Here is a 16,082-nt window from a genome sequence, read left to right as displayed (position 1 = left end):
GAGACAGGGGGGAATTGAACAGGCACGAATTTGGGAAACAGTGTGTAGCCGGGGCAAACCCTCGGGGCCTTCTATAATAGCCGCTCCCCCGCCCCTATCCAGCGCCGACCCTCGGGCGCGAAGGCAAGAGCTTGGCATCCCAGAACACCCCCGCGACCAGCACCGCCCCCGCCCTGCGGGTGCGCGACCTCCGCAAGACCTATGACAACGGCACCCAGGCGCTGAAGGGCGTTTCGCTGGACGTTGCCCCGGGTGACTTCTTCGCGCTGCTGGGCCCGAACGGGGCCGGCAAGTCCACCCTGATCGGCATCATCAGCTCGCTGGTGAACCTCAGCGAGGGCCAGGTCGAGGTCTTCGGCAGCGACCTGGTGCGCAACCGCAGCGCCACCATGCGCCTGATCGGCCTGGTGCCCCAGGAGATCAACTTCAACCTGTTCGAGAAGCCCTTCGACATCCTGGTGAACTACGCCGGCTTCTACGGCGTGGCCCGTGCCGAGGCCGAGAAGATGGCCGAAGAGGAGCTCAAGCGCGCCCACCTGTGGGAAAAGGCGCAGGTGATGAGCCGGACGCTGTCGGGCGGCATGAAGCGCCGGCTGATGATCGCCCGGGCCATGATGACCCGCCCGCGCCTGCTGATCCTGGACGAACCCACCGCCGGCGTGGATATCGAGATCCGCCGCGACATGTGGCGGGTGCTGAAGGAGATCAACGCCGCCGGCACCACGATCATCCTCACCACGCACTACCTGGAAGAGGCCGAGCACCTGTGCCGCAACCTGGCCATCATCAACCACGGCCAGATCGTCACGCAGGGGCCGATGCGCGAACTGCTGGCCAAGCTGGACGTGGAAGGCTTCCTGTTCGATATCGACGGTGAGCTGCCGGCGCAGCTGCCGGTGATCGAAGGCACCACCATCACCGCCATCGACGGGCACACGCTGGACGTGGACATGCCGCGCGCGATGGACCTCAACCGGGTGTTCGCGACGCTGAACGCGTCGGGCATCCGGGTGCGTTCGATGCGGACCAAGAGCAACCGCCTGGAGGAGCTGTTCGTGCGGCTCACCGGCAACCAGGAGAACGCGGCATGAGCAGCACCCCGACCCCGGTCCTGACCGACGGCCAGCGCAACCGCATTGCGCTGCTGACCATCGTGCGCCGCGAAGTGGCGCGCATCCTGCGCATCTGGGGCCAGACGCTGGTGCCGCCGGCGATCACCATGACGCTGTACTTCCTGATCTTCGGCGGGCTGATCGGCTCGCGCGTGGGCGAGATGGGCGGCTACAGCTACATGCAGTTCATCGTGCCGGGCCTGGTGATGATGAGCGTGATCCAGAACAGCTACGGCAACATCAGTTCGTCGTTCTTCGGCGCCAAGTTCGGCCGCCACGTGGAAGAGCTGCTGGTGAGCCCGATGCCGAACTGGGTGATCCTGTGGGGCTACGTGTCCGGCGCAGTGTTGCGCGGGCTGATGGTGGGCGTGATCGTGCTGATCATCGCGATGTTCTTCACGCCGGTGCGCATTCCGCACCCGCTGGTGACGCTGACCACGGTGCTGCTGGGCGCGACGATCTTCTCGCTGGCCGGCTTCATCAATGCGGTGTACGCCAAGAAGTTCGATGACGTGGCGATCGTGCCGACCTTCATCCTGACCCCGCTGACCTACCTGGGCGGCGTGTTCTATTCGGTGAAGCTGCTGCCGACGTGGGCCGAAGCTGCGACCCATGCGAACCCGATCTTCTACATGGTGAACGCATTCCGCTACGGCCTGCTGGGCACCAGCGACGTGCCGCTGTGGGTGGCCTACGCGCTGATGATCGGCTTCGTGGTGGCGCTCACGGCGCTGGCCCTGTGGCTGCTCAAGCGCGGCGTGGGGATGCGCAGCTGATGCGCATTCTTGTACTGGGTGCCGGCGGCACCGGCGGTTACTTCGGTGGTCGACTGGCCCAGGCCGGCGTCGACGTGACGTTCCTGGTGCGTCCAGCGCGCGCCGCGCAGCTGGAGCGCGAGGGGATGGTCATTCGCAGCCCGCTCGGCGATGCCACCTTCCCGGTGGCCCATGTCACGGCCGATGCGTTGCCTGCACTGGCCGCGCAGCAGCCGTTCGATCTGGTGATCCTGAGCTGCAAGGCCTACGACCTGGACAGCTCCATCGAGGCGATTGCACCGGCCGTGTCCTCGCGCACCACGGTGCTGCCGATCCTCAACGGGCTGCGCCATTACACGGCGCTGGACGCGCGCTTCGGCCGCGACGCCGTGCTGGGCGGGCTGTGCTTCATCAGCGCGACCAAGGCCGCAGATGGTGCCGTGCTGCACCTGGCACCGCCGGCGAAGCTGACCTTCGGCGAGCGCGACACCACCGGCAGCAGCGCGCGGGTACTGGCGCTGGCGGCGGCCTGCGTGCAGGCCGGCGTGGAGCATGTGGCCAGCGATGCCATCGGCCAGGAACAGTGGATCAAGTACACCTTCCTGACCACGCTGGCCGCGTCCACCTGCCTGATGCGCGCCGATGTGGGCACCATCGTGGCCACCGACGACGGCGCGGCGATCGTGCGCGGGCTGTACGACGAATGCCTGGGTGTGGCCGATGCGGCCGGCGAGCCGGTTCCGGACAAGGCGCGGCAGATGGCTCTGAGCGCCGCCACGCAGCCCGGCTCGGCACTCAAGGCGTCCATGCTGCGCGATCTGGAGGCCGGCCAGCAGGTGGAAGCCGCCCACATCGTGGGCGACATGCTGGCCAGGGCCCGTGCGGCCGGCCAGACCGCACCGCTGCTGGCGGTGGCGTACAGCCACCTGCAGGCCTATCAGAACCAGCGTTCGGGGTAATACCGGGCCAGCTGCGGGGAAAGCGCCGGGTACATCGCCTCCAACTGGAAGAGTGGCGTCATGCCCTGCACTGGCGCGGCAGCCTGCGGTGCAACAGCAGGCTGGGTCAGGTTCAACGGCTGCTGCGGTAACGCGGCAGCGCGGTCCGCACTTGCGGTACTCGTCGCCATGGGCCGTACTGCGCGCCGCGGCCGTGCCGCCGCGGCATACGGGAGTTCCGGATACCACCGGTAACGCGGGCGCCCCACCACGTTCTGCAGGGCACGGTTCTTCTGCAGCAGGCTCAGGGCGAGCTGCTCCGGCGAGACTGCGGGAAACGGCCCGGGTTCTGCAGCCCCCAGAACAAGATCGGTCTGCGTGCCGATGGATCGGGTATCGGCACTGGTAGTGAGATCCACCAGCACGGGCTTCCACGGGAAGTCAGGCAGGTGCCCCGAACGCGGCACGCTGACAAGGTTGGCCCGTAGCAGCGTATTGCCTATGTAGTTGGGCGCGACATCACGGCGCAGCTCCTGGCCGTTCCAGGGCTGCCAGACATCCGCTGCCGGCACGGCGTGCCTGCGGCGGGATGGACCGACGCGGGAGGGCAACGAGGGCGATGGGGATTCAGCGGGAGGGATATACACGGCGTGCACCTTGGGCGTCGAGTGATCGATGCCCATGCTGACCGTGCCGTCAGCCGCTGCCCATCAGAACTTCATGAATTGCCGTCGCCCAACGCGGGCAGGCGGAAGAACGCACGCGACGCTGCGGTGGCATTGGCTGCAGCCACCTCGACCGGCTCACTGCGATCACGGGCCAGCTCCTCCACGATGTGGGACAGGAACATCGGCTCGTTGCGACGGTCCTTGGGCATCGGCTTCAGGGTGCGCGGCAGCAGGTACGGCGCGTCGGTTTCGATCATCAGCCGGTTGGCCGGAATGTGCTTGACCAGCTCGCGCAGATGCGCGCCGCGGCGTTCGTCGCACAGCCAGCCGGTGATGCCGATGTACCAGTCCTGGTCGAGGTAGTCGAACAGTTCCTGGCGTTCGCCGGTGAAGCAATGCACCACCGCCGCGCCGATCTTGCCATCGAAGTTCTTCATCTGCGCCATGAAGTCCGCATGCGCGTCGCGCTGGTGCAGGAACAGCGGCTTGCGCTGGCCGTCGCCAGCCAGCACCTCGCTGGCCAGCTGCAGCTGCCGTTCGAAGGCGCGGTGCTGGGCGGGGCGCGGAGCGAAGTCGCGGAAGTAGTCCAGGCCGCACTCGCCCACCGCCACCACTTCGGCGTGCGCGTGCAGTGCGCGCATCTCGGCATCGCACTCGTCGGTGTATTCCACCGCATGGTGCGGGTGCACGCCGGCGGTGGCGTACAGGAAGCCCGGATGCTGCCGCGCCAGCTCCAGTGCCAGTGGCGAATGCTCGCGGCTGGCCCCGGTCAGCACCATCTGCACCACCCCGGCCTCGCGTGCGCGCGCCAGCACGGCGTCGCGGTCGCGGTCGAAGGAATCGTGGGTGAGGTTGGCGCCGATATCGATCAGTTGCATGGGGCAGCTACAAGGCAGTTGATCGGCCCATTGTAGCGTGCGGCCCGTGCGCGCCCCGGGCGCCACGGCTCGCCGCTGCTGCCCGCGGCCCGTATCCTTGCCGCCATGAGTACCCCGATGTTTCCCATTTCCGCGCTGCTGCCAGAGATTGCCGCGCACCTGGCCAGCCACCCACGGCTGGTGCTGGAGGCGCCCCCCGGCGCCGGCAAGACCACCCAGGTGCCGCTGGCACTGCTGGACGCGCCGTGGCTGCAGGGCCGAAAGATCATCATGCTGGAGCCGCGCCGGGTCGCCGCGCGCAGCGCCGCGCGGTTCATGGCGCGGCAGCTGGGCGAGGACGTGGGTGAGACCGTCGGCTACCGCATCCGCTTCGAGAACAAAGTCTCCGCGCGGACCCGGGTGGAGGTGGTCACCGAAGGCATCCTGACCCGCATGCTGCAGGACGACCCGATGCTGGAAGGCGTGGGCGCGCTGCTGTTCGACGAATTCCATGAGCGCCATCTCGCCGCCGACCTGGGCCTGGCCCTGGCACTGGACGTTCAGGCGCAGCTGCGCGACGACCTGCGGATCGTGGTGATGTCGGCCACGCTGGACGGCGAGCGCCTGGCGCAGTTCCTGGATGCGCCGCGCCTGAGCAGTGCGGGCCGCAGCTTCCCGGTGGTGGTGAGCCACTTCCCGGCACGCCGCGACGAGGCGCTGGAAGCGCAGGCGCGACGCGCGGTGCAACAGGCGCTCACCGAGCATCCCGGCGACGTGCTGGTATTCCTGCCCGGCCAGCGCGAGATCGGGCGCACCCAGGCCGCACTCGAGCAGGTTCTGCCGGCCGATATCCAGGTGCTGCCGCTACACGGCGAGCTGCCGGTGGACCAGCAGTCGCGCGTGCTGCAACCCGACCCGCAGGGCCAGCGCCGGGTGGTGCTGGCCACCAACGTGGCCGAGTCGTCGGTCACCCTGCCCGGTGTGCGCGTGGTGATCGATGCGGGGCTGGCGCGCGAACCGCGCTACGACCCCAACAGCGGCTTCGCACGGTTGGACGTGGTGAGCATCGCGCAGGCCTCGGCCGACCAGCGCGCCGGCCGTGCCGGCCGCGTGGCCGACGGCTGGGCATGGCGGCTGTGGCCGCAGTCGCAGCGGCTGGAGTCGCAGCGCCGGCCGGAGATCGCACAGGTGGAACTGGCCGCGCTGGCGCTGGAACTGGCGGCGTGGGGCAGCGACGACCTGCGCTTCGTGGATGCGCCGCCGGTGGGCGCGATGGCCGCCGCACGCGAACTGCTGCAGCGCCTGGGTGCGCTGAGCGACAGCGGTGGCCTCACCGCGCTGGGCCGGCGCATGCTCACGGTGGGCACGCACCCGCGGCTGGCGGCGATGCTGCTGGCGACCGGCAGCGGCGCCGAACAGGCGCTGGCCTGCGACCTGGCGGCGCTGGTGGAGGCACGCGACCCGCTGCGCCAGGGCGGCGATGCGCTGGCGGCCCGCTGGCGCGCGCTGGCGGCCTTCCGCCAGGGCCGCGCGCCACACGATGCCAACCGTGGTGCCTTGGCCGCCATCGATGCGGCCAGCAAGCAATGGCGCCGGCGTCTGCGCTGCGACGCGGCGCCGCCGTCGTCGGTGGAGGCGCACCAGCTGGGCGACCTGCTCGCGCATGCGTTCCCCGACCGGATCGCCGCGCGCCACCCCACCGATCCGCTGCGCTACCTGCTGGCCAACGGCCGCAGCGCGCGCCTGTTCGATCCCAGCGACCTGCGCGGCGAGCCGTGGCTGGTGGCGGTGGAACTGCGCTACGAGGCGCGCGATGCGTTGCTGCTGCGTGCCGCGCCGGTGGATGAGAACCGGCTGCGCCGCGATTTCCCGCAGCGCTTCGTGCAGCAGGACGTGGTGCGCTGGGACGCAGAGAAGCGCGCGCTGGTGGCGCGTCGCGAGAGCCGCTTCGACCGCATCGTGCTGGACAGCCGCTCGGCCGGCCGGGTCGATCCCGCGCAGGCCGCGCAGGCGCTCACCGAAGCGGTGCGCGAGCTGGGCCTTGACGCGTTGCCGTGGACCGAGGGCCTGCGCCAGTGGCAGGCGCGCACGGTGGCGCTGCGCACCTGGATGCCGGAGCTGGAGCTGCCGGACGTGTCCGATGCCGCGCTGATGGAGACCCTGTCGACCTGGCTGACCCCCGCATTCGACGGCAGGACCCGCCTGGATGCGCTGGACGAGTCCGCGCTGGGTGAGGCGCTGAAGTCGCCCCTGCCGTGGGCGCAGCGGCAGCTGATCGACCGCCATGCGCCGGTGCGCATCGCGGTGCCGTCGGGCATGGAACGGCCCATCACCTACGCCATCGACGCCGACGGCAGCACGCCGCAGCCGCCGGTGCTGGCGGTGAAGCTGCAGGAGCTGTTCGGGCTGGCCGATACGCCGCGCATCGCCGACGGCCGCATCGCGCTCACCCTGCACCTGCTCTCGCCCGGGGGTCGCCCGCTGCAGGTCACCCAGGACCTGCGCAACTTCTGGGCGAATACCTATGCGGAGGTCAAAAAGGAGATGAAGGGGCGCTACCCGCGACACCCGTGGCCGGATGATCCGTGGACGGCTGCCGCCACGCACCGCGCCAAGCCGCGCGGTACGTAACCTCGCGTCCGGCTTGGCTGCGTGATGTATCCGACGCCGCGATCAGCCACGCATGGCGTGGCTCTACGGCTGCCCATTCATGGCTGGGGGCTGACCGCGCGATACGTGCGACCTGAATCGATGCCGCAGATTGGTTATCGTCGTGACTGGACCGTGGGCGACGGATAACACGCCCTACACGGCCGCCGGGCGACACTGGATACCGAACCGAGGCAAAGGACCCCCCATGAGCAGACTGACCGTTATTACCGACCGCGCTCTTGAGCGCGCACTGGATCTGGCAAGCAGCGCGGGCGATGGCCTGAAGCACGCCGGCACCAATCTGCGCCACTTCGGCCCGCAGGCGACCGACTGGATCAAGACCGGTGCGGCGCTCGGGGCAGTGAAGACCGGCAGCAAAGTGGCCGCCAAGGTGGTGCGCCGCAACCCGGCCGCGACCATCGCCGTGGCGGCGGTTGGCGTCGGCCTGCTGGGGTATGCGCTGTACCGCAAGCAGCAGAAGAAGAAGCTCGCCAATGGCAGCGTGGTGAACGGGCAGGCCGAGCGCATCAGCGCGCGCAACCGCCGCAATACCACGGTCGTGGATGAGCACAGCGATATTGGCAGCGACGCCTGATACGCAGGGCGTTCAGCGGATAAGGAAAACCGCCGGCATGTCCGGCGGTTTTTTTGGTTGGGACTGGTAGAGCCACCCCATGGGTGGCTGCTCGTGATCCGGCCCCGCGCGCAGCCACCCATGGGGTGGCTCTACGTTGCGGGGTTCAGTCGATCTGCCGCCATTGACCCGGCTGCAGGTCATCCAGCCCATGTGGCCCCATTGAAACCCGCACCAGCCGCAGCGTGGGCAACCCCACTGCCGCCGTCATGCGCCGCACCTGGCGGTTGCGGCCCTCGCGCAGCGTGATCGCCAGCCAGGCATCGGGCACGGTCTTGCGGAACCGCACAGGTGGGTTTCGCGCCCACAACGTCGGGGTTTCCAGGCGTGCCACGCGCGCGGGCAGAGTCGGCCCATCATTCAGCTGCACGCCGCTGCGCAACGCCTGCAGCTGTTCGTCGCTGGGCGTTCCTTCCACCTGCACCCAGTAGGTCTTGTCTTCCTTGTGGCGCGGATCGGTCAACCGGTGCGCCAGCGGGCCGTCGTCGGTCAGCAGCAGCAGGCCTTCACTGTCGTAGTCCAACCGCCCGGCGGCGTAGACATCAGGCGGCAGCCCGAACCCGGCCAGGGTCGCGCGCGGCGGCTGGCTGCTGTCAGTGAACTGGCACAGCACATTGAAGGGTTTATTGAAGGCGATGAGCATGGGACGGGATTGGGCGACGATGCGCCATTGTCCCATTCCGTGCACCCGGATGCCGGAGTACCGACCAACGGTCGGTACCTGCCGGCGTTCCCGCGTTACTTGACGAAGCGTAGCGTCATCCGGTCGCTCTCGCCGATGGCCTTGTACTTGGCATCATCGGCCTTGTCATGGTTGTTCGACGGCGGCAGCGTCCATACGCCGCCCGGATAATCCTTGGTATCGCGCGGGTTGGCGTTGATCTCGCTGCTGCCCGCCAGCTTGAATCCGGCCGCTTCGGCCATGGCGATGACCTGGGCCTGGCCCACGTAGCCGCTCTTGTCGTCGGCCGGCACGTCGGTCTTGGCGCGGTGTTCGACCACGCCGAGCACGCCGCCGGGCTTCAGCACGCGATAGAAGCCCTTGAACATACCCTCGGCTTGGTCGGCCGTACGCCAGTTGTGCACGTTGCGGAAGGTCAGCACGGTATCCACCGAGCCATCCGCGCCGAACTGCGGGGCGGCCGGATCGAAGGCGACTACGCGGGCCTTGCCGTACAGCGCCGGGTTGGCCGCGAATTTCTTCTCCAGCCCTTCCTTGCCGCGCGCCTGGTAGTCACGTGCGCGGCCTTCAGGCACCGCCATCGGGTCAACCACGGCGGCAATGTAGTGACCGTTGTCGTGCAGCAGCGGTGCCAGGATTTCCGAGTACCAGCCCGATCCGGGCGTGATTTCGATGACCGACTTGCCCGGTTCCACACCGAAGAACGACAGCGTCTGCGCCGGGTGGCGATAGGCATCGCGCTTCACGTTGTCCGGGGTGCGGCCCTTGCCATCGACCGCAGCCTGGACTGCGGCGGTGATCGCCGGCTGGGCATTGGGGCCGGCCGGCTTGATCGCCAGTGCCGGGGCGGCAAGCAGCAGCGTCGAGGCGGTGAACAGGCAGGCGCAGCTGAGTGAACGGGCTTTCATCGGACGTACTCCGGTGGCGGGATGCGGCGAGACTAGCAGCCGCGATGTCAAAGGTGTTCACAAAACGTTAGTGCAGTGCAGCGAAGCGGAACACTGTTTTGTGCCCGCCGCCGCAGCGGTGTCATGGGCAGGCACTTATGCTGTTGCATTGGATTCGATTGGAGGAGATGCCCATGACTGCACCACGCGAACTCGGCCGTTCCGGCCTGAAAGTGCTGCCCATCGCGTTCGGTGGCAACGTGTTTGGCTGGGGCGCTGACGAGAAGACCTCGTTCGCGCTGCTGGATGCCTTCGTCGATGCCGGCTACAACCTGGTCGACACCGCCGACGCCTATTCGGCCTGGGTGCCGGGCAACCAGGGCGGCGAATCGGAGACCATCCTGGGCCGCTGGTTCCAGCGCAGCGGCAAGCGCGACAAGGTGGTGCTGGCCACCAAGGTCGCCAAGTGGGCCGAGCGCCCCGGGCTGTCGGCGGACAACATCGCCGCCGCGGTGGACGATTCGCTGCGCCGCCTGCAGACCGACGTGATCGACCTGTACCAGGCCCATGAAGACGACGAGTCCACGCCTCTGGAGACCACGCTGGCCGCATTCGGCCGGTTGATCGAACAGGGCAAGGTGCGCGCCATCGGCGCGTCCAACTACAGCGCCGAACGCCTGCGCGATGCGCTCAAGGTGTCGGCCGACTACACGCTGCCACGCTACGAGACCCTGCAGCCGGAGTACAACCTGTACGACCGCGCCGGGTACGAGGCCGGGCTGGAAGCGGTGGCACGCGAGAACGAACTGGGCGTGATCAGCTACTACTCGCTGGCCAGTGGCTTCCTCAGCGGCAAGTACCGCAGCGCCGATGATGCGGCCAAGAGCAGCTCGCGTGGCAGCAGCGTGGTGGCCAAGTACGTCAATCCGCGCGGCCTGCGCATCCTGCAGGCCCTGGACGACACCGCCAGCACGCACAACGCCACCGCCGCGCAGGTGGCGATCGCATGGCTGATCGCCCGCCCGGGCATCACCGCGCCGATCGTCAGCGCCACCCGCGTGGAGCAGCTGCACGACGTGCTCGCCGCCGCGCAGGTGAACCTGTCGCCGGCAGACATCGCGCTGCTCGACGCCGCCAGCGCGGAATGAACGCGGTAGCGCCGGCCGTTGGCCGGCGCAGGCGGTTCGTGGCACAGGCGAACGACCTGCGCTGCCATGACGCAGTTGCGCGCGTAAACGAACCCGCGTAAGGTTCGCGCCCATCGCCGCCCCGTGCGGCACCCCTTCCCTTCAACCGAGACCGTCATGCCCTTCCGCTTCCCCGCCATCGCCCACCGACTGCCGCGCGCCAATACCGCGCTGCGTTCGTGCGATGCCGCGGATCAGGCACTGACGCTGGCCATCGACTGATCTTCCTGCACGGAGATCGGTTCCCGATCTCCGAGGTACGCAAACGCCCTCGGATGCTGCATCCGGGGGCGTTTTCGTTTGCGCACCTTCAATGGACTGATGTCATGACTACACAACACAATTTCGATTTCCTGCATGCCGAAGGCAGCACGCCCATCAAGGGTTGGGTGCGCGGCGTGCCGGTGGACACGCTGGCGCAGGCGCAGTTGCGCAACATCGCCGCGATGCCCTTCGTGGGCCCATGGGTAGCGGTGATGCCCGACGTGCATGTCGGCAAGGGCGCAACCGTGGGTTCGGTGATTCCGACCCGCGGTGCGATCATTCCCGCCGCCGTCGGCGTGGACATCGGCTGCGGCATGGCCGCGGTACGCACCACGCTGCGCGCCGACGACCTGCCGGACTCGCTCGCGCAGCTGCGCAGCCACATCGAGCGCGCCGTGCCGGTGGGCAATGGCAAGGGCGGCGAGCACCGGCAGCTGCCGGACAGCATCCGCAGCCGCATCGAGCGCTCCGGGCTGGTCCAGCGCCTGGATGCCATCAAGGAGCGGCATCGCCAGGTCCGCACCGACAAGCTGGCGTGCCAGATCGGTACGCTTGGCGGCGGCAACCACTTCATCGAGATCTGCCTGGATGAAACCGGCGCGGTGTGGGTGATGCTGCACAGCGGCTCGCGCGGCACCGGCAACCTGATCGGCACCTACTTCATCGAACAGGCGCGCGAACAGCTGGCCCGGCGCGTGCTCGGCTTCCACCTGCCGGACAAGGACCTGGCGTTCTTCATGCAGGGCGAGCCGTTGTTCGACGACTACGTGCAGGCGGTGTCGTGGGCGCAGGAGTACGCCCGCGAGAACCGCGAGGCGATGATGGCGCGGGTGCTGGCCGAGATGCGCCAGCGGCTGCCGAAGTTCCAGCTGGAGAAGCTGGCGGTGAACTGCCACCACAACTACGTGCAGACCGAAACGCACGGCGGCGAGGAACTGCTGGTGACGCGCAAGGGCGCGGTGAGCGCGCGTGCCGGCGAGCTGGGTATCATTCCGGGCAGCATGGGCACGCGCAGCTACATCGTGCGTGGCAAGGGCAATGCGGAGAGCTTCCACAGCTGCAGCCATGGCGCCGGGCGCGTGCTCAGCCGTTCCGCGGCACGCCAGCAGATCACCCTTGCCCAGCACCGCGAGGCAACCGCACACGTGGAATGCCGGAAGGATGCGGCGGTGATCGACGAGTCGCCCGCCGCCTACAAGTCGATCGATGCGGTGATGGCCGCGCAGAGCGACCTGGTGGAGGTGGTGCACACCCTGCGCCAGGTGGTCTGCATCAAGAGGTAAGCGCGCTGTCCTCGGCCACCAGGGCGTGGTGCAGGCTGACCCCCGCACGCACGCCCTCGGCGCTGGCCAGCGTGATGTTGCCGATCACGGTGGCATCGCCTGCGGCGTACACGCCGGGCACCGTGGTCTGCTTCTGCGCGTCCACCTGCACCAGCACGCCCACCGGGCTCTCATCCAGCGCACAGCCCAGCTGTTCCACCAGCGGTGAGGCCATGTGCTGGCGCGAGGCCACGAACAGCGCGCGCAGGTCGATGCGGCGGCCGTCGGCGAGCAGTGCACCGCTCAGGTCCGGCGCATCGCCTTCCAGCGCGACCACCTCGGCCGATTCGACGCGCACGCCACGGCGCTGCAGGGTGGCCAGCTGCTCGTCGTCGAGTGTCATGCCATGCGCGAACAGGGTGACCTGCCCCCAGTCGGCCAGCAGCCCGGCCATCATCGCCGACAACGCGTGCCCGCCGAGCAGGCCGATCTCGCCGCCGCCGATTTCGTAGCCGTGGCAGTAGGGGCAGTGCAGCACGCTGTGTCCCCAGCGTTCGGCAAGGCCGGGAATGGACGGCAGTTCATCGCGGATGCCGGTGGCCAGCAGCAGCTTGCGCGTGGCCCAGGTGTCGCCGCCGGCCGTGTGCACGGCGAAGCCGTCCACGGTGGGGTGTGCCTCGGTGGCGGTGTCGCTGCACCAGCGCACGCTCGGGTAGTCCAGCAACTGCGCCTTGGCCTGACGAAGCAGCTCGCCGCCGTTGATGCCGTCCAACCCGAGCACCCCGTGCGAGTGCGCAGCGTAACGGTTGCGCGGCAACCCGCTGTCGATCACCAGCACGCTGCGGCGGGCCCGCGCGAGCATCATGGCGGCGGAGAGACCGGCGAAACTGCCGCCGACGATCACGGCATCAAAGCTCATGCGCAACTCCTGTGGTGTGCTGGGCCAGGTGCTGGGCGAAGGCCTCGCCCAAGGTGGCCAGCGTGGTGGCGTGCAGGCGCCGTTCGAGCAGTGCCTGCGCCTGTTGGTAGCTCTCGTCCAGGGCGGCGTTGACCACCTGCTGTACCGGGCAGCCGCGCCCGGTCTCGCGCGCACCGGTATGCAGCAGTGCCGGCGAACCGATGGCGAGGTAGACGTCGTGCAGGGTGATCGTGGCCGGGTCGCGCGCCAGCTGGCTGCCACCGCCATGACCGCGCGCGCTGTGGACCAGCCCGCCCTTCTGCAGTGCCGCCAGCAGGCGGCGGATCACCACCGGGTGGGTGGGCAGGCAGGTGGCGAGCTGTTCGGAGGTCCGCGGGCCGGCCTGGCCGACCAGGTGGGCCATGATGTGGAGCGCGTCGGAGAACTGGTTGCTGGATTTCATGTAACACCGATAGTTACATATTCGAATCAGGGCATGCAACCCGCTGGCTGTTCCACCGGTGTCGTCTTTGCAACGGTAATAAAAGTTTCACATGCGTGAATGAGACAGAAAATGTGCGCCACATCGCACTTCAGAAGGTCGCTGCGGATTCCGATACCGCCATCGCCCCTTCCCTCTTTCAGTGATCCGCGATGCCCCTCTCCTCCGTTGCGCCCGCGCGCGCCCTCAGCCTGCAGTTCAAGCTGCTCGGCGCCCTGTCGCTTGGCCTGGCCGTGGTGGTGCTGTGCGCCCTGGCCGGGCTGGGATCGGCCTGGCTGAATCTCTCCACCACCATTCCGCCCGAAGTGGCCCGCAACGCCCAGGCCGAAGGCCTGCAGCGCGAGTTCCGCATGCAGGTGCAGGAGTGGAAGAACGTGCTGCTGCGCGGCAGCGACGAGGCGCTGCGGACCAAGCACCTGGCCGCGTTCGATGCACAGGGCGACAAGACCCGTGCGCTGGCCAAGGGGCTGGCGAGCGGCGGCGATGCCGAAACGGTGCGGCTGGCGCAGGCCTTCCTGGCCCAGCACACCACGCTGGAAGCGGACTACCACGGTGCGCTGGAGGCGTTCGCCGCCAGCGGCTACAGCCCGCTCGAAGGCGACGCATTGGTGCGTGGCAAGGACCGGGCGCTGGGCACCACGCTGGATGCGCTGGGCAAGCAGACCGCGGCGGTCGCCGAGCGCGCGGTGCAGGCCCGCTCCGAGCAGGCCCGGCGCATGCTGGTGCTGTGCGCGGCGCTGACCGCCTTGGCGGCAGGCATCCTGATGGCGGTACTGGCGGTGTGGCTGCGGCGCTCGGTGATCGCGCCGGTCGTGGCGGTGGAGGCGGCCGCACGCGCCGTCGCACGCGGCGAACTCGACCACACCGTGCAGGTCCGCAGCCGCGACGAGATCGGCCGCCTCGGCCTGGCGATGACCGCCGTCACCCAGACGCTGAAGGACGTGCTGGCCGCGCAGGCCAGCATGGCCCAGCGCCATGACGCCGGCGAGATCAGCTACCGCATGGATGCCAGCGCCTTCCCGGGCGGCTACGGGCAGATGGTGAACGACAGCAACGCCCTGGTCGACGCGCACCTGCAGGTGCAGCTGCGTGCGATCGAGATCATGGGCCGCTATGCGGTGGGCGATCTTTCGCAGGACATGCAGCGCCTGCCGGGCGAGAAGGCAGTCATCACCGAGGCGCTGGATGCGGTCAAGCACAACCTCGGTGCGATCAACGCCGAGATCAAGCGGCTGGCGCTGGCCGCCGCGGCCGGTGACTTCAGCCAGCGCGGCGACGCCAGCCGCTACCAGCACGACTTCCGCGACATGGTCGGCGGCCTCAACCAGCTGATGGAAACCACCGAACGCGACCTGGGCGAGGTTTCCGGCGTGCTGCAGGCCATCGCGCGCGGCGACCTCAGCGCGCGCATGCAGGGCCAGTTCCACGGCGTGTTCGCGCGCATGCGCGACGACGTGGCGATGACCAGCGGCCAGCTCACCGGCATCGTGGGCGACATCAAGCGCGCCGCGCAGGCGATCCAGACCGCCGCCAGCGAGATCGCTGCCGGCAACAACGACCTGTCGCAGCGCACCGAGCAGCAGGCCGCGAACCTGGAAGAGACCGCCGCCTCGATGGAAGAGCTGACCTCGACCGTGCGCCAGAACGCCGAGCACGCGCGCCAGGCCAACCAGCTGGCCATCGGCGCGGCCACTGTCGCGGCGCAGGGCGGCGAAGTGGTGAGCCAGGTGGTGACCACCATGAGCGCCATCGAGGCGTCGTCGAAGCGGATCGCCGAGATCATCTCGGTGATCGACGGCATCGCCTTCCAGACCAACATCCTGGCGCTGAACGCCGCCGTCGAAGCGGCGCGTGCCGGCGAACAGGGCCGCGGCTTTGCCGTGGTGGCCAGCGAAGTGCGCACGTTGGCGCAGCGCTCGGCCGGCGCGGCCAAGGAGATCAAAACGCTGATCGACACCTCGGTCGGCGATGTCACCAGCGGTTCGCGGCTGGTGCACCAGGCGGGTCAGACCATGGGCGAGATCGTCAGTGGAGTGCAGCGGGTGACCGACATCATGGCCGAGATCTCGGCCGCCTCGCAGGAGCAGACCGCCGGCATCGAGCAGGTCAGCCAGACCGTGATCCACATGGACGAGGCCACCCAGCAGAACGCCGCGCTGGTGGAAGAAGCCTCGGCCGCCGCGCGCAGCATGGAGGAACAGGCCATCGCCCTGAACGACGCGGTGGATGTATTCGTGCTGGCTCCAGCGGCGCCGTCGTTGTCGCGCGCGGCGTAGGTCAACGGGTGCCAACCCACGGTTGGCACCTACCGCACAAACGGCGGCCCGACCATCGCGTCGGCCAGGTAATCCAGGAACGAGCTGATCCGCGCCGATACGGCGGTGTTGCGGTAATACACGGCGTGGATGGGCTGTCGTACTTCCACGGTCAACGCCGGCAACACCTGCACCAAGGTTCCCGCCTCACGGTCGCGATGGGTCATGAAGTCCGACAGGCAGACCACGCCCGCGCCCTCCAGCGCCAGCCGCAGGAGGGTTTCGCCGCTGGAAACGGCCACCACCGGGCGGATGTGCAACAGCGCGTCGGTGCGCCCGGGCAGCGGCCAGTGGTTGAGTGAATCCGGTTCGTTGAAGCCCAGCAGCACGTGGGCGTCCAGATCCTCCACGGTGTTCGGCGTGCCATGCGCGGCGAGATAGGCCGGGCTGGCCAGCACCCGCAGGCGGCTGTGCGCGAGCGGGCGCGCATGCAGGGTGGAATCGGCCAGCGGCCCGATGCGGATGGCCA

General features: G+C 68.7%; 15 protein-coding genes. 8 read left to right on the top strand and 7 right to left on the bottom strand.

What is annotated here, in order from left to right; translation table 11 throughout:
- Nucleotides 1-131: 131 nt before the first annotated feature.
- From ACREPD_RS18655 to panE, 3 genes are read left to right on the top strand one after another with little or no spacing between them, the layout of a single operon-like run.
- A complete protein-coding gene (locus ACREPD_RS18655; protein ID WP_421567775.1) occupies nt 132-1,091 on the top strand; it encodes an ABC transporter ATP-binding protein in 960 nt (319 codons plus the stop codon).
- Nucleotides 1,088-1,888, top strand: a complete 801-nt coding sequence (locus tag ACREPD_RS18650) for an ABC transporter permease (RefSeq protein ID WP_421567774.1) — start codon at nt 1,088-1,090, stop codon at nt 1,886-1,888. Before ACREPD_RS18655 ends, ACREPD_RS18650 begins: the two co-directional genes overlap by 4 nt.
- A complete protein-coding gene (panE, locus tag ACREPD_RS18645; RefSeq protein WP_431600703.1) occupies nt 1,888-2,826 on the top strand; it encodes a 2-dehydropantoate 2-reductase in 939 nt (312 codons plus the stop codon). Before ACREPD_RS18650 ends, panE begins: the two co-directional genes overlap by 1 nt.
- Here panE and ACREPD_RS18640 read toward each other — a convergent pair.
- Nucleotides 2,805-3,488 (bottom strand): hypothetical protein, encoded by a 684-nt coding sequence (locus tag ACREPD_RS18640; protein ID WP_431600702.1) that lies wholly within the window; start codon nt 3,486-3,488, stop codon nt 2,805-2,807. The genes panE and ACREPD_RS18640 overlap by 22 nt on opposite strands.
- Nucleotides 3,489-3,523: 35 nt before the next feature.
- Nucleotides 3,524-4,351 (bottom strand): TatD family hydrolase, encoded by an 828-nt coding sequence (locus tag ACREPD_RS18635; protein WP_431600701.1) that lies wholly within the window; start codon nt 4,349-4,351, stop codon nt 3,524-3,526.
- A 105-nt stretch (nt 4,352-4,456) separates the two neighbouring features.
- On the opposite strand from ACREPD_RS18635, the gene hrpB reads away from it, so the two are divergent.
- Nucleotides 4,457-6,961 (top strand): ATP-dependent helicase HrpB, encoded by a 2,505-nt coding sequence (gene hrpB / locus ACREPD_RS18630; RefSeq protein WP_431600700.1) that lies wholly within the window; start codon nt 4,457-4,459, stop codon nt 6,959-6,961.
- Between the two features lie 226 nt (nt 6,962-7,187).
- The gene (locus ACREPD_RS18625) at nt 7,188-7,577 is read left to right on the top strand and encodes a hypothetical protein (RefSeq protein WP_421567767.1); all 390 of its coding nucleotides are present in this window, start codon (nt 7,188-7,190) and stop codon (nt 7,575-7,577) included.
- Nucleotides 7,578-7,722: 145 nt separating this feature from the next.
- On the opposite strand, the gene ACREPD_RS18620 is transcribed toward ACREPD_RS18625, so the two are convergent.
- Nucleotides 7,723-8,259, bottom strand: a complete 537-nt coding sequence (locus ACREPD_RS18620) for a pseudouridine synthase (protein ID WP_431600699.1) — start codon at nt 8,257-8,259, stop codon at nt 7,723-7,725.
- Between the two features lie 95 nt (nt 8,260-8,354).
- Nucleotides 8,355-9,206 (bottom strand): class I SAM-dependent methyltransferase, encoded by an 852-nt coding sequence (locus ACREPD_RS18615; RefSeq protein WP_431600698.1) that lies wholly within the window; start codon nt 9,204-9,206, stop codon nt 8,355-8,357.
- Between the two features lie 173 nt (nt 9,207-9,379).
- Here ACREPD_RS18615 and ACREPD_RS18610 point away from each other — a divergent pair, with 173 nt between their 5' ends.
- Together ACREPD_RS18610 and ACREPD_RS18605 are read left to right on the top strand one after the other, a co-directional pair.
- Nucleotides 9,380-10,333 carry an aldo/keto reductase gene (locus ACREPD_RS18610; protein ID WP_431600697.1) on the top strand — a complete coding sequence of 318 codons (954 nt, stop codon included), beginning with the start codon at nt 9,380-9,382 and terminating at the stop codon, nt 10,331-10,333.
- 365 nt (nt 10,334-10,698) lie between these two features.
- Nucleotides 10,699-11,919, top strand: a complete 1,221-nt coding sequence (locus tag ACREPD_RS18605; protein ID WP_431600696.1) for an RtcB family protein — start codon at nt 10,699-10,701, stop codon at nt 11,917-11,919.
- Here ACREPD_RS18605 and ACREPD_RS18600 read toward each other — a convergent pair.
- Nucleotides 11,909-12,817: an NAD(P)/FAD-dependent oxidoreductase gene (locus ACREPD_RS18600; RefSeq protein ID WP_431600695.1), complete on the bottom strand. Its 909-nt coding sequence runs from the start codon at nt 12,815-12,817 to the stop codon at nt 11,909-11,911. The two genes, ACREPD_RS18605 and ACREPD_RS18600, sit on opposite strands and share 11 nt — an antisense overlap.
- The gene (locus ACREPD_RS18595; protein ID WP_431600694.1) at nt 12,807-13,259 is read right to left on the bottom strand and encodes an Rrf2 family transcriptional regulator; all 453 of its coding nucleotides are present in this window, start codon (nt 13,257-13,259) and stop codon (nt 12,807-12,809) included. The genes ACREPD_RS18600 and ACREPD_RS18595 overlap by 11 nt, the downstream gene beginning before the upstream one ends.
- Before the next feature lie 191 nt (nt 13,260-13,450).
- Between ACREPD_RS18595 and ACREPD_RS18590 the strand changes: the two genes are divergently transcribed.
- Complete coding sequence (locus ACREPD_RS18590) at nt 13,451-15,574, top strand: methyl-accepting chemotaxis protein (RefSeq protein ID WP_431600693.1); 2,124 nt, start codon at nt 13,451-13,453, stop codon at nt 15,572-15,574.
- Nucleotides 15,575-15,603: 29 nt separating this feature from the next.
- On the opposite strand, the gene ACREPD_RS18585 is transcribed toward ACREPD_RS18590, so the two are convergent.
- Nucleotides 15,604-16,082: LysR substrate-binding domain-containing protein (locus ACREPD_RS18585; RefSeq protein ID WP_431600692.1), on the bottom strand; the 479-nt coding region annotated here is incomplete at its 5' end.

The organism is Stenotrophomonas sp. (assembly GCF_050737075.1).
Classification (GTDB): domain Bacteria; phylum Pseudomonadota; class Gammaproteobacteria; order Xanthomonadales; family Xanthomonadaceae; genus Stenotrophomonas.
Note: the sequence above shows the minus strand (reverse complement) of the source record. Positions and strands in the feature narration are given on the sequence as shown.